The sequence below is a fragment of the Arthrobacter sp. A2-55 genome (assembly GCF_025548615.1).
In the GTDB taxonomy this organism is placed as follows: domain Bacteria; phylum Actinomycetota; class Actinomycetes; order Actinomycetales; family Micrococcaceae; genus Specibacter; species Specibacter silviterrae.
Genome location: NZ_JAJLOZ010000100.1, coordinates 1 through 13,104, shown reverse-complemented (window position 1 = coordinate 13,104; position 13,104 = coordinate 1). Strand labels below are relative to the sequence as shown.

Annotated in this window: 13 protein-coding genes; 11 read left to right on the top strand and 2 right to left on the bottom strand. The window is 68.1% G+C overall.

Going from position 1 to position 13,104, the window contains the following annotated elements:
- Positions 1-146 precede the first annotated feature (146 nt).
- On the bottom strand, positions 147-959 hold the full coding sequence (locus LPN03_RS19405) for a shikimate 5-dehydrogenase (RefSeq protein WP_165183432.1): 813 nt from the start codon (positions 957-959) through the stop codon (positions 147-149).
- A gap of 118 nt (positions 960-1,077) precedes the next feature.
- Between LPN03_RS19405 and LPN03_RS19400 the strand changes: the two genes are divergently transcribed.
- Positions 1,078-2,220 (top strand): glutamate--cysteine ligase, encoded by a 1,143-nt coding sequence (locus LPN03_RS19400; protein WP_165183431.1) that lies wholly within the window; start codon positions 1,078-1,080, stop codon positions 2,218-2,220.
- On the opposite strand, the gene LPN03_RS19395 is transcribed toward LPN03_RS19400, so the two are convergent.
- Positions 2,198-2,851 (bottom strand): TetR/AcrR family transcriptional regulator, encoded by a 654-nt coding sequence (locus tag LPN03_RS19395; protein ID WP_165183430.1) that lies wholly within the window; start codon positions 2,849-2,851, stop codon positions 2,198-2,200. The two genes, LPN03_RS19400 and LPN03_RS19395, sit on opposite strands and share 23 nt — an antisense overlap.
- Before the next feature lie 112 nt (positions 2,852-2,963).
- Here LPN03_RS19395 and LPN03_RS19390 point away from each other — a divergent pair, with 112 nt between their 5' ends.
- The 10 genes from LPN03_RS19390 to LPN03_RS19345 all read left to right on the top strand — a co-directional run bounded on the left by LPN03_RS19390 (position 2,964) and on the right by LPN03_RS19345 (position 13,024).
- Positions 2,964-6,095, top strand: coding sequence for a glycoside hydrolase family 2 TIM barrel-domain containing protein (locus LPN03_RS19390; RefSeq protein WP_165183429.1), 3,132 nt, complete (start codon positions 2,964-2,966; stop codon positions 6,093-6,095).
- Between the two features lie 126 nt (positions 6,096-6,221).
- Positions 6,222-7,028, top strand: coding sequence for a phosphatase PAP2 family protein (locus LPN03_RS19385; RefSeq protein WP_240902382.1), 807 nt, complete (start codon positions 6,222-6,224; stop codon positions 7,026-7,028).
- A gap of 13 nt (positions 7,029-7,041) precedes the next feature.
- Entirely contained in the window at positions 7,042-7,773 is a 732-nt protein-coding gene (locus LPN03_RS19380) for a VTT domain-containing protein (RefSeq protein WP_165183428.1), read from the top strand.
- Positions 7,760-8,431: a response regulator transcription factor gene (locus tag LPN03_RS19375; RefSeq protein WP_165183427.1), complete on the top strand. Its 672-nt coding sequence runs from the start codon at positions 7,760-7,762 to the stop codon at positions 8,429-8,431. The genes LPN03_RS19380 and LPN03_RS19375 overlap by 14 nt, the downstream gene beginning before the upstream one ends.
- Positions 8,428-9,402, top strand: coding sequence for a sensor histidine kinase (locus LPN03_RS19370; protein ID WP_165183426.1), 975 nt, complete (start codon positions 8,428-8,430; stop codon positions 9,400-9,402). The genes LPN03_RS19375 and LPN03_RS19370 overlap by 4 nt, the downstream gene beginning before the upstream one ends.
- A 163-nt stretch (positions 9,403-9,565) precedes the next feature.
- Positions 9,566-10,825, top strand: a complete 1,260-nt coding sequence (locus LPN03_RS19365; protein WP_262455558.1) for an APC family permease — start codon at positions 9,566-9,568, stop codon at positions 10,823-10,825.
- A 62-nt stretch (positions 10,826-10,887) separates the two neighbouring features.
- Positions 10,888-11,220: an ArsR/SmtB family transcription factor gene (locus LPN03_RS19360; protein WP_165183424.1), complete on the top strand. Its 333-nt coding sequence runs from the start codon at positions 10,888-10,890 to the stop codon at positions 11,218-11,220.
- The gene (locus LPN03_RS19355; protein ID WP_262455557.1) at positions 11,217-12,191 is read left to right on the top strand and encodes a TIGR03086 family metal-binding protein; all 975 of its coding nucleotides are present in this window, start codon (positions 11,217-11,219) and stop codon (positions 12,189-12,191) included. The genes LPN03_RS19360 and LPN03_RS19355 overlap by 4 nt, the downstream gene beginning before the upstream one ends.
- A 38-nt stretch (positions 12,192-12,229) precedes the next feature.
- Positions 12,230-12,664: an SRPBCC family protein gene (locus tag LPN03_RS19350; RefSeq protein ID WP_165183422.1), complete on the top strand. Its 435-nt coding sequence runs from the start codon at positions 12,230-12,232 to the stop codon at positions 12,662-12,664.
- 30 nt (positions 12,665-12,694) lie between these two features.
- Entirely contained in the window at positions 12,695-13,024 is a 330-nt protein-coding gene (locus tag LPN03_RS19345) for a YciI family protein (RefSeq protein ID WP_165183421.1), read from the top strand.
- The last annotated feature ends 80 nt before the right edge of the window (positions 13,025-13,104 follow it).

The window sequence follows — 13,104 nt, the reverse complement described above, 5'->3', positions numbered from 1 at the left end:
GTGACCCTCCCTCACCTTTTGAAGGTCTGGCGCCCCACCGCTACTTCCGGTCTCGCTTGCACAGCTCACAAGGAGGGAGCGTCCGCCAAAACACCGCGAAACGTGAGGGAGGGTCACCCCTAAACACCGCGAAAGGTGAGGGAGGGTCATTGGCGGGAGAACTCTGAGGCTTCTTGCACCAGTTCCGGGCTGGGCCGGACGCCTGTGTACAGCACAAACTGCTCCTCGGCCTGGATCGCGATGACCTCCGCGCCGGTGATGACCCGCTTCCCGGCAGCGCGGGCGGCCAAAATGAGCGGGGTTTCCGCAGGAAGGGCGACGACGTCGAACACCAGCTCCGCGGCCGCCACCTGGGCGTCGGTGAAGGACTGCACACCGGCATCGGCACCGGCCATGCCCAGGGGCGTGACATTGACCAGCATGCCCGCAGCTTCCGAGGGCGCCTCCGGCAGCCACGCAAAACCATAAAGCGCGGCAAGGGCCCGGCCGCGCACTTCGTTGCGCGCCACCAGCGTAACGTTCGCGAAACCGGCGTCGTACATGGCAGCGGCAACAGCCTTCGCCATGCCGCCCGAACCGCGCAGCAGGACGGAGGTCCGGGGGTCCACGGCGTTGGTGGCCAGCAGCCGGGCAATGGCCAGGTAGTCGGTGTTGTAGGCCGTGAGGACGCCGGCGTCGTTGACGATGGTGTTCACCGAGTCAATCGCGGACGCGGAGGCGTCCATGACGTCAATAAGCGCAATGACGTCTTCCTTGTACGGCATGGACACCGCGGCCCCGCGGATGCCCAGGCCCCGGATCCCGGCAACCGCCTGGGCCAGGTCCGCCGGCGCGAAGGCCTTGTAAACATAATTCAGGCCCAGCGCGTCATAAAGGTAATTGTGAAAGCGCGTCCCAATGTTGCTGGGCCGCGCGGCAAGGGAAATGCACAAGGTCATGTCTTTATTCAAAATGGGCACCACTCCATTGTGCCTGACACTTGGTCCCCCGGCACCGGCCTTTAAACTACAATCAGAATGCACCCGGCACCCTTGCCGCACTGCACCACGGACGCACGAATCCCAAGGGGGCGCCACAGTGAAGATTGAATTCGCTAAATCTGAACAGTCCACGCTCGGCCTGGAATGGGAAATAGCGCTGGTTGACGCAGAAACCGGCGAGTTGGCGGCCCGGGCCAGCGACGTTTTTGCCAACATATCCGAGGCGCACCCGGACATCATGGACGACGGCGAGCATCCCCACATCAAGGGTGAGATGCTCCAAAACACTGTGGAGTTGGTCACGGGCGTCTGCCACACCGTGGCAGAGGGCACCGAGGACTTGCGGCGCAACCTCAACGTGCTCCGGGAGGCCGCGGCGCCGCTCGGCCTGGAACTGCTGTGCGCCGGCACCCACCCATTCAGCAATCCGCGCTCCCAGCAGGTCACCGACAAGGAACGGTACGCCAAGCTGGTGGACAGGACGCAGTGGTGGGGCAGCCAAATGCTCATTTACGGAGTTCACGTCCATGTGGGGCTGGACCATGTTTCCAAGGCCATGCCGGTACTGGACGGGCTGGTCAACTACTTCCCCCACTTTCAGGCACTCTCCGCGTCGTCCCCGTTCTGGAACGGCGAAGACACCGGCTACGCCTCCCAACGAGCGCTGATGTTCCAGCAGCTCCCCACGGCCGGCCTGCCGTTCCAGTTCCCCGACTGGGCCTCCTACGAGTCCTATGTCGAGGACATGTTCACCACCGGAGTCATCGACGCCACGAACGAAATCCGCTGGGACATCCGCCCCGTGGCCGGACTGGGCACCATTGAAATGCGCATTTGCGACGGCATGTCCACCCTGGAGGAAATCGGCTCCATCGCAGCCCTCACCCAGTGCCTCGTGGATGACTTTTCCACCACCTTGGACAATGGCGGCACCATCCCCACCATGCCGCCGTGGCACGTGCAGGAGAACAAGTGGCGGGCCGCACGCTACGGCCTGGAGGCCATCATCATCCTGGACGCCGCGGGAAAGGAACAGCTGGTCACCGAACACACCGTGGAGCTGTTGAACAAACTGGAACCCGTCGCCGCGAAGCTGGGCTGCGCCACGGAGCTGGCCGGCGTCGAGGACATCATCGCCCGGGGTGCCAGCTACCAGCGCCAGCGCCGCGTGGCTGCTGCCCACGGAGGCGAGCTGCGCGCCGTCGTGCGTGAACTCGTCACCGAGATGGCCCGGAACTGACAGCTCCGGCCGCTCCCGCCAAATGGTCCGGCAGGACCAGCAGCTCCAGGTAGTCGCGCAGGCACCCGGCCATGTCGATGGATTCCGGCGCCAACAGCCATTGGGTCTGGATGCCGTCCCACAGGGCAACCAGGCTGGCAGCGGCGCGCTCCGGGTCCACCCCGGGGCGCAGCCTGCCCTCGCCGGCGAGCGCCGTAAAAGCCCGCGAGTAGCTGCGGCGCAGGCGCTCATACCGTTCGGTGAAGTAGCCGCGGCCCGGGTGGTTGTCTGTGATGGATTCGGCGCAGAGCACGGTGTACAGCTCAATGACGCCCGGCACCGTTTCGTTGAAGCGCGCCTGGCGGATGACGGCGTCGACGAAACTGTCCTCGGGATCCCGCGGCCTGCCGTCGCCGCTGACGGAGTCGCGCCGCTCCAGGACCGCCAGCAGCAATTCACTCTTGGACGGGAAATAGTGGAGCAGGCTGGTCTGGCTCATCCCCACCTTGTCCGCCACGTCCTGCAGCGAGCCGCCCCGGTAGCCGCGCGCGGCAAACACCCCATAGGCGGCGTTGACAATGTCCTCGCGCCGCTGTTTGGACTTCGCATACGGCCCCCGTTTTCCTGCAGGCGCTCCGTCTTTGGTCCCCATGGCATGACAGCCTAATCCACATTTCGGCCCCGGGCGGTAAAAACCGAGTACTCACTCGAATTTTGTGATAGCTTCGTGTCCAATCCACCGGGACCAGAAAAGGACCAGCCACGTGAATACACCGTCCACAACACTCCCCGCAGGCGCCTACGTCACCGACCGCGGCCCCGGCTCCGGGCGCCGCGTCCCGGCACGGTCCTGGCTCCACAGCGATGCGCCCACCCAGTCACTGAACGGTGACTGGCGCTTCCGCCTGCTCCCCGGAGTGCCCGGAACGCCCGGCGGCCCCGCCCTGCCCGGCGGTGAACAGCCGGAGGGCGTTGCCGCCGAAGCCTTCGACGATTCCGGCTGGGACACCATCACCGTCCCGTCCCACTGGGTGCTGGCCGGAGACGTCCAGACTCCGGGCGGGCCCGACTACGGCCGGCCCAGCTACACCAATGTGCAGTACCCGTTCCCGATTGAGCCTCCCCACGTGCCTGATGCAAACCCCACGGGGGACTACCGCCGCCGCTTTGACGTCCCCGCCGCCTGGCTGGAAGGCACGACGGCGGCAGTGGTGCTGCGCTTCGACGGCGTCGAATCCCGCTACAAGGTGTGGGTCAACGGGACGGAAATCGGTGTGGGGACCGGCAGCCGCCTCGCCCAGGAATTCGACGTCACGCCCGCCCTGCGCGCCGGGTCCAATGTGATTGTGGTGCGCGTGCACCAATGGTCGGCGTCGAGCTACCTGGAGGACCAGGACCAGTGGTGGCTGCCGGGCATCTTCCGCGACGTAACACTGCAGGCCCGCCCGGCCGGCGGCATCGCCGATGCCTGGCTGCGCACGGGCTGGGCGGCAGGCACAGGCACCGGTGCATCAGGCACCGGTGCAGCAGGCACCGGCACCATCGACCCGGAAATCACCGCCCCGGCAGACGCCTTCCCGGTGACGCTCGAGGTGCCCGAGCTGGGAGTGGCGGTCCGCTGGGACTCCCCGTCCGACGTCGTGCCCCTTTCGGTTGAAAACGTGGAACCCTGGTCCGCCGAGGTCCCCCGGCTCTACGCGGCCACCGTCTCCAGCGCCGCGGAAACCATTTCGCTCCGACTGGGCTTCCGCACCGTGGAAATTTCCGGTGACCGCTTCCTGGTCAACGGCCGCCGCGTGGTGTTCCACGGCGTCAACCGGCACGAAGCCCATCCCGACCGGGGGCGCGTTTTTGACGAGGCAGACGCCCGGGCGGACATGGCCCTGATGAAGCAGTTCAACGTCAACGCCATCCGCACCAGCCACTACCCGCCGCACCCCCGCGTGCTGGACCTGGCCGACGAACTTGGCTTCTGGGTCATCCTCGAATGCGATCTGGAGACCCACGGCTTCGAGGCCCGGGGCTGGGTGGACAACCCCAGCGACGACCCCCGCTGGCGGGAAGCCCTGCTCGACCGGATCGAGCGCACCGTGGAGCGGGACAAGAACCACGCCTCCATCGTCATGTGGTCGCTCGGCAACGAATCGGGCACCGGCGCCAACCTTGCCGCCATGGCAGCCTGGGTCCACGCCCGGGACAAGGAACGGCCCGTCCACTACGAAGGCGACTACACGGGCGCCTACACCGACGTTTACTCACGCATGTACTCCTCCATTCCGGAAACTGACTCCATCGGCCGCGACGATTCCCACGCGCTCCTGCTGGGCTGTTCCGCCGCGGAATCCGCCCGCCAGCGCAGCAAGCCCTTCATCCTGTGCGAATACGTCCACGCCATGGGCAACGGCCCCGGCGCCATCGACCAGTACGAAGACCTCGTGGACAAATACCCGCGCCTGCACGGCGGCTTCGTCTGGGAATGGCGCGACCACGGCATCCGCACCCGAAACGCGGACGGCACCGAGTTCTTTGCCTATGGCGGCGACTTTGGCGAAGTGGTCCACGATTCCAACTTCGTCATGGACGGCATGATCCTCTCCGACTCCACACCCACGCCCGGCCTGTTTGAATTCAAGCAGCTGGTCTCCCCGATCCGCCTCACCCTGGCCAAGAACGACGGCGGCACACCTGTCCTGTCCGTGGCCAACCTGCGGCACACCGCCGACACGTCCGACGTGGTGCTGCGCTGGCGGGTGGAGCACGACGGCGAGCCGGCCGCCTCAGGCGGGCTGGACGCCGTCGCACCCGGGGGCGGGCCCATGGCAGCCGGCGCCTCCGCCGAGTTCACGCTCCCGCCCGTGGTGCCGGCAGAACACGGCGAGACGTGGCTGACGGTGGAGGCCGTGCTGCGCGAGGCCACGGCCTGGGCGCCGGCGGGCCACGCCCTGGCCGCCGTCCAGCTTGACTGCTCGGCCCCGCGCATCCCGGCACGAACGCCGCGCCCGGCCGCCGCGACCGGGTCCGCCGCCGGCCCCCTGACACTGGGTCCGGCCGTGTTCGACGCCGGCCGCCTGGTTTCGCTGGCTGGCCTGCCTGTGTCCGGTCTCCGGCTGGAACTGTGGCGCGCGCCGACCGACAACGACAAGGGCGCCGGCTTCGGCTCCTATGACCTGGACGATCCCTGGCTCAACAGCGGGAGGGGGGTCCCGGCGCCGTCGTCCGCCAGCACGTGGCTGGCCGCGGGCCTTGACCGGCTCACCGGCCGGGTGGAGGAGTCGTCAGCGACGGACGGCGGGCTGTGTGTGCGCACGCGCTACGCGGCCGCGAACAGCGGCGCCACCGTGGCCGTGGAGGAAAACTGGCAGCTGGCGGGCGGGGAGCTGTGGCTGCGCATCGACATCACCCCGAGCACCGGCTGGGGCACCGTGTGGCCGCGCATCGGCGTGCGCCTGGACCTGCCCACCTCCGTGGACGGCGCCTCCTGGTTTGGCGCTGGCCCGCGGGAATCCTACCCGGACAGCATGCACTCGGCAGTGGTGGGGCGGCACACGGAAACGCTGGATGGGCTGACCTTCCCGTATGCCAGGCCGCAGGAAAGCGGGCACCGCAGCGGACTGCGCTCCCTGGAACTCACCCGGGACGGCGCGCCGTGGCTGCGCGTTGACGCCGAGCCGGATGCTGCCGGCAGGCGCCCCGGCTTCACGCTGGCGCGGCACACCGCCCAGGAGGTGGCCGCCGCCGGGCACCCCCACGAGCTTCCCGAGCCGCACCACAGCCACCTGTACCTGGACGCCGCGCAGCACGGTTTGGGCTCGCGGGCGTGCGGGCCGGACGTGTGGCCGGACTTTGCCCTGCGGCCCGGGGCCCGGACACTGGTGCTGAAAATCACAGCGGCCTAAGCCTTCCGCGGCCCCCTTTCCAGGGGGCCGCGGGGCAAATCTTAGTGAATTCTTAGACCGTGTGCTGGACAGTGGAACAAAGGCCTCCCGGCCGCTTCCCTGTCCGTCCACGAATCGGAGACTTCATTGTCACGCAAAGATCCAGATACCCAGCCAAGCCGCCAGCACCGCGCAGGTGGCCCGGCCCGGGCCGCCACAGCAACGGACCGGGGCCTTGCCACGCGACTGGCGGAACTCCCGCAGCCGCGGCTCTGGGGATTGTGGGTGGTGCTGCTGTCGGCGGCCGTGCTGACGCTGGGCTTCGTTGCCAAGGACCTGCCCGGCTTCACCACCAATGAATTCACGGTGGACCAGGAGCTGAGCCGGAACCACGACGGCTTCCTGACCGCCGTGGCAATGTTGATCAACTCCGTGTTTTCCCCGGCCGGCGGGGTGGTCATCATCGCCCTGACGTGCGTGTTCCTGCTGGTGGTGCGGAAATCCCCCGTGAACGCCGTGGCGTTTGGCGCCGTGTCGGCTGCGGGCTGGCTGTCCAGCCAATTCTTCAAGGCCATCGTGGAACGCCAGCGCCCCAACCCGGCCCTGCTTTTTGACCCCCTGGCCCCCGAAACGGGCTCCAACAGCTTCCCCAGCGGCCACGTGGCCCTGGCCGTGGGGCTCGCCTGGGCAGTGTTCTTCTTGGCCCGGAACACCCGCTGGGCCCGCCTCGCCGCCGTGCTGGGCATCCTGGTGCCCGTGGTGGTGGCCTGCTCGCGTGTTTACGTTGGCGTGCACTACCCCAGCGATGTCATCGCCTCATTCCTGGCCGCAACGGCCGCCGTCGTGCTGGTGGCTGCAGTGTGGAACCGGTACCAGGGGAGCATCCTGCCCCGCATCCCCCTGCTGGGCCGCTTTGGTCCCGTAGCCCCCGCTGCCGACTCCGTCCACTCCTAAGGAAGGCCACACCATGCACCTGCTAGCCACCGCGCTCCCCGCAGTCCACGCCGCCCTTCTCCCAGCCGGCCTGACCTCCGTCCTGGACCCTGCGGCCCTGCTCCAGGGGCTGGGGCCGGCCACGCTGGCCGTTGTCGCCGCCATTGTCTTCATCGAATCCGGCGTACTGTTCCCCTTCCTGCCCGGCGATTCGCTGCTCTTCACGGCGGGGCTGCTGCACCAGCAGTTGAACCTGGCGCTGCCCGTCCTGATCGGCGTGGTGGCCCTCGCGGCCATCGCCGGCGACCAGGTGGGGTACCTGCTGGGCCGCAAATTTGGCCGGCGCTGGTTCAAGGACGACGCGCGGGTCCTGAAGACCAAGTATCTGGCGGAAACCGAGGCGTTCTTCGCCAAGCACGGCGGCATGGCCATCGTCCTGGCCCGCTTTGTCCCCGTGGTGCGCACCTACGCCCCCCTGGTGGCCGGGACTGCCAACTACAACCACAAGAAGTTCACGCTCTGGAACATTGCCGGAGCCGTTGCGTGGGCAGGCTCCGTGGTGCTGCTGGGCACCTGGCTGGGCCACTTCGACATCATTGCCAAAAACATTGACGTGATCGCCGTCCTGATGGTCCTGGTGTCCATCCTGCCGGGCATCATCGGCGTGCTGCGCTCACGCCGTGCCGCCCGGCTCGCACCGGCCGCGGATGCTGGTGACGCATCCGGCGTGGCTGCAGGCGACAATGGAGTGCATGCACACAAATGAGCTTCCGCGGCTGCTGCTGGTGGAGGATGACCCCGTCCTGGGCCCGTTGATTGCCGAGCTCCTCTCCGGGGACTATGACGTGCAGGTGGCCGCCGACGGGCAAAAGGGGCTGCACCTTGGCCTGACCGGGGACTGGGACGTGCTGGTCATTGACCGCGGGCTGCCCGCCATGGACGGGCTGGAGCTGGTGGCAGCCCTGCGCCGGCACGGCATTGCCACCCCGGCTCTCATCCTCACGGCCCTGGGCACCACGGGGGAAAAGATTGAAGGGCTCGACGCCGGCGCCAACGACTACATGACCAAGCCGTTCGACGCCGGCGAACTGCGGGCCAGGCTGCGGGCCATCACGCGGACCTTTGACTCCGCTCCCGCACAGCTTGACGTTGGCGCGTGGGTCCTGGACCCGGCCAACAGGTCCCTGCGTTCGCGCTACGGGGAGCATGTGGGGCTGACCGCGAAGGAAACAGAACTGCTGGCCATGCTGGCAGGCGAACCGGAACGCGTCTTCACCCGGCCCGAACTGGTGGCGGCGCTATTCCACCCGGACGACTCGCCCGGCGTCATTGACACCTATGTGCACTACCTGCGGCGCAAGGTGTCCAAGTCCGTGATCCGCACAGTGCACGGCATCGGCTACCAGATCGGGGACGGAGCATGAAAACACCCCACGCGGACACCCCGCAACTGCGCCGCGCCGCGCTGACCGTGGGCCTGCGCATTGCCGTGGCAGTGGCCCTGATGGTCATTGCCGTCATCATTGCCGCCTCCATCTACATGCTGTACCTTTCCCACCACCCCGACCTTTCTGCGCACGACCCCAAGTCCGCACGCGTCTATGTGGAATCCAACGACATGCTCAAGGCCATGGCCGTTGCCGGCGTCGCGGGGATTCTCGCGGCCGGGGCCATCGGCTGGTTGAGCGCCCGCAGCGCCATCCGCCCCCTGGGCAGGGCCCTTGAGGTGCAGCGCCGCTTCATCCAGGACGCCAGCCACGAACTCCGCACGCCGCTGACCATCCTTGACGCCCGCGTCCAGCTGGCCGAACACAAGGTGGAGCCGGGCACGGATGCCGCCCGCCTGCTGGCCCAGGTCCGCCAGGACACGGCTGCACTGTCCTCCACGGTGCAGGAACTGCTGCTGGCGGCCACCGGCGGCTCCGATGCGGCCGGCGCGGAACCCGTGGACGTCAACGCGCTGGTGGCCGCCGTGGCCGCCAGCCTGCAGGACCTTGCCAGCTCCCGCCAGGTCCGCCTCGACATCCAGGCCGGGGTTGTTGCGCCGGTCCGCATCCAGCCCAACAGCCTGCGGCGTGCCGTGCTGGGACTCGTGGACAATGCACTAAACCACACGCCCGGCGGCGGTTCCATCACCGTCACCACGGCCGCCCGCGGCCGCGACGTGGCCATCACCGTTGCCGACACCGGCCACGGCATCTCCGGCATCGACCAGGCCAGGGTGTTCGACCGCTTCGCCCACAGCAGCGAACCTGCCGCCGGCGGACGCCGCAGCTACGGGCTGGGGCTGGCCCTTGTCCGGGAAATCGCGGCGGCGGCCGGCGGCAGCATTGAAATCGCCGCCACCGGCCCGGCCGGCACCACCATGGTCCTGTCCCTGCCCGCCGCCCGCTAGGCGTCACTTTACGCAGGGGCCAAACTCGAGGCGGGTTTTGCCCCCGGTGTCCTTGGGGCACAACTGGGCCTGAGTTTTGCCCCAGCGGATGGCTACAGTTGTTCACCTGAAGCGGCTAGTCTCACTGGGAGTCCACCAGCCCTCCGGCGAAAGGCCGCCACTAATGAACAACACCCCGCCGCTGGCCCGGCGCCTGGGAACGGTTGACGCCGTGGTCATTGGGCTGGGTTCCATGATCGGCGCCGGCGTGTTTGCGGCCTTTACGCCTGCCGCCCAGGCCGCCGGCTCCGGCCTGCTCATCGGGCTGGCGGTGGCGGGTCTGGTGGCGTACTGCAATGCCACGTCCTCCGCCCAGCTGGCCGCCGCCTACCCGACGTCGGGAGGCAGCTACGTCTACGGCCGCGAGCGCCTGGGCCCGTGGCCCGGGTTTATTGCCGGCTGGGGGTTCATCATCGGCAAAAGTGCCAGCAGTGCGGCCATGGCCATGACGTTTGCTGCCTACGCAGCGCCTCCGGGCTGGGAGCGCCCCGTGGCGATTGCCGCCGTCGTGCTTCTCGTGGCTGTGAACTACCGCGGCGTGACACGCACGGCAGGCCTGGCCAGGATTATTGTTGCGGCAGTGCTCATCGCCCTAGCCGTGGCCGTGGCGGCCGTCTGGGGCGGGGGCAGGACGGGCGGAACAGCCTCGATGTGGGGCGGCGGCGTGCTGGCGCACGGCTGGTACGGGATCCTGCAGTCGGCCGGGCTGCTGTTTTTCGCGTTTGCCGGCTATGCCCGTATAGCCACCCTGGGCGAGGAGGTCAGGGACCCGCAGCGGACCATCCCGCGGGCCATTCTCGTGGCGCTGGGCATCGCGGCGCTCGTGTACGCCTGCGTCGGCGTCAGCGTGCTTGCCGCCCTGGGGCCCGACGGCGTTGCCTCCTCCCCCGACCCACTCGCCGCCGCCGTGGCTGGATGGGGGTGGGCCGCCCCGGTGGTCCGGGCCGGCGCCGCACTGGCCTCCCTCGGCGCCCTGCTGGCCCTCGTGGCGGGGCTGGGCCGGACCACGCTGGCCATGGCCCGGGAGGGCGACCTCCCCCGCTGGCTTGCCGCCGTGCATCCCAGGTTCCAGGTGCCGCACCATGCTGAGCTGGCCGTGGGAGCCGTGATTTGCATGGTCATTGCCGTGGCCGACCTGCGCGGGGCCATCGGCTTCTCCTCCTTCGGGGTGTTGGCCTACTACCTGGTGGCCAACTTGTCAGCGTTCACCCAAACGGGCCCGGACCGCCGCTACCCGCGGTTCCTGCAAGTGGCGGGCGCCGCGGCCTGTGTGGTGCTCGTGGCGACATTGCCACTGGAGTCCGTGCTGGCGGGCCTGGCGATGTTTGCCCTCGGCATCGGCTACCGTGCCGTCCGGCTGCGGCGAAACCGGCCGAAGCTGTGAGCTTGCCGTGAATCCCGCCCCGGGGATGGTCAAAAGCGTTAGCAACGACTAACGTATTCCATGTGCCCGACCTTCTCGAAACCGCAGCTGAACCCACCAGGCGACGCCTGTTGCAGCTGCTGGGGCGGGGAGAGCTGGGCGTCAGTGAGCTGGCAGAACACTTTCCGGTCAGCCGGTCCGCGATCTCCCAGCACCTGCTGCTGCTGGCCGACGTCGGGCTGGTCACGGCACGGAAGGAAGGCCGCCGCCGGTACTACAGCCTGGACACCCGGGGGATGGCGAGGCTGCGTGAATCCCTCGAATCCTTTTGGACCAACGAGCTCGACCTCCTGGTGGCAGACGCCGCCCGGCTCCAAATCCCACATGACCCGCACCTCCAAGGAGAAACCCCATGACCATTGACAAATCCGTCTTCCTCCCCGTCGATCCGGACACCGCGTTTTCCCTGATCACCGAGCCTGAACGCCTGCGGCGCTGGCAGACGGTCGCCGCCCGCGTGGACCTGCGGGTGGGCGGGGACTACCGCTGGACCATCACGCCCGGGCACTCCGCGGCCGGCACGTTCACGGAGGTCGAGCCCGGCCGCCGCGTCGTGTTCACCTGGGGCTGGGAAGGTTCCGCCCCCGCAGCCGACGCCTCCACCGTGACCATCACCCTGGTTCCGGGCGACGGCGGCACCACCGTCCGCCTGGTCCACGAGGGCCTCACTCCCGAGGAAGCCGTGGGCCACACGGAGGGTTGGGTCCACTACCTGGGCCGCCTGGAGGCACTCGCCACCACGGGCGACGCCGGCGCCGACGACTGGGCCGCCGCCCCGGACCCCATCAACGAGCTCATCAGTGCCGAGGCAACCCTGGCCGTGGCCCAGCGCGTCCTGGCAGGCCTCACCGCGGCGGACATGGACCTGCCCACGCCGTGCGCCGAATTCACGATGGCAGCCCTGGTGGAGCACCTGATCGGCTCGGTCTCCGGAATTGGCAAGGCACTGGGCGCCACCCTGGCGGACGACGCCGGTGCCTCCCCTGAGGTCCGGCTCGCCAATGCGGCGGCCCCCACCCTCGAGGCATTCAACGCGCGCGGCCTGGACGGCACCGTGGACATGGGCTTTGCGGTGCTGCCGGCGGCCACGGTGGCGAACATCCTGAACCTGGAGTTCCTGGTCCACGCCTGGGACTTTGCCACCGCCACGGGCCGCACCCTGGAAGCCTCCCCCATGCTCGCCGACTACGTGCTGGGCCTGGCCCGGAACACCATCGCGCCCAGCATGCGCGGCAAGAGCTTCGCCGAGGCAACCCTCGTGGAGGAGTCCGCTGAAAGCCTGGACCGCCTGGTGGCCTTTACCGGCCGCCAGGTCTCCAACGCCTGATACGCCCAACACAGAACACACCGAAAAAGGCAGCCACCGTGGTCAACGTTCACACCGACATCCTCATCGATGCCCCCTGCGCCATTGTTGCGGAGTACGCGGCCAATCCGGACAACGCGCCGGCCTGGTACCAAAACATCGCCTCGGCAACCTGGCTCACCCCGCACCCCCTGGCCGTTGGCAGCAAGCTGGCCTTTACGGCGCACTTTCTGGGCCGCGCACTTGACTACACGTATGAATTCACGGACTACATCCCGGGCGAAAGGCTTGTCATGCGCACCAGCCAGGGCCCGTTTCCGATGAAGACAACGTATACGTGGACCAGCGAAGGAAACGCCACCCGAATGGAATTGCGCAATGAGGGGAAGCCTTCGGGGTTCGGCGTCCTTGCCGGCGCCCCGATGGCAGCCATGATGCGCCGGGCCATGCGCAAGGACCTCGCGAAACTCAAGACCATCCTCGAATCCACCTAGCACCCACCCCAAGTAAAGAAGGCAAACGCCATGAGCAAGTTCATTTACATCTACAACGGCCCCGCCACCCCCATGGACCAGTTCACCGAGGAGCAGTCGGCGGCCGAAATGGCCAAGTGGGGCGCCTGGATGGGCAAGGTCGGATCGGCCATGCTCGACGGCGGCGCCCCCTTTGGTGCCCGCGCGTCCCTCGTGGACAACGGCACCAGCGGCGAGCCGTCCCTGCTGCAGGGCTACACCATTGTCGAGGCCGCCGACCTGGACGCCGCCAAGGCCCTGGCCGAGGGCCACCCTTTCCTGTCCGAAGGCAACGGCCGCTTCAGCCTGGAAATCTTCGAACTCGTCGACATGGCCATGTAGGACCGGGCACAGACTCCCTCCGCCCCGCCACCCGGCCGAACGGGCATTTGACGTGGATGTTTTCCGAAAACATCCACGTC

Excerpts from the sequence above, each read along its gene's own strand:
- LPN03_RS19395 (WP_165183430.1), bottom strand. The coding sequence starts at position 2,851 with ATGGGGACCAAAGACGGAGCGCCTGCAGGAAAACGGGGGCCGTATGCG.
- LPN03_RS19380 (WP_165183428.1), top strand. The coding sequence starts at position 7,042 with ATGCACCTGCTAGCCACCGCGCTCCCCGCAGTCCACGCCGCCCTTCTC.
- LPN03_RS19375 (WP_165183427.1), top strand. The coding sequence starts at position 7,760 with ATGCACACAAATGAGCTTCCGCGGCTGCTGCTGGTGGAGGATGACCCC.
- LPN03_RS19370 (WP_165183426.1), top strand. The coding sequence starts at position 8,428 with ATGAAAACACCCCACGCGGACACCCCGCAACTGCGCCGCGCCGCGCTG.
- LPN03_RS19365 (WP_262455558.1), top strand. The coding sequence starts at position 9,566 with ATGAACAACACCCCGCCGCTGGCCCGGCGCCTGGGAACGGTTGACGCC.
- LPN03_RS19355 (WP_262455557.1), top strand. The coding sequence starts at position 11,217 with ATGACCATTGACAAATCCGTCTTCCTCCCCGTCGATCCGGACACCGCG.
- LPN03_RS19345 (WP_165183421.1), top strand. The coding sequence starts at position 12,695 with ATGAGCAAGTTCATTTACATCTACAACGGCCCCGCCACCCCCATGGAC.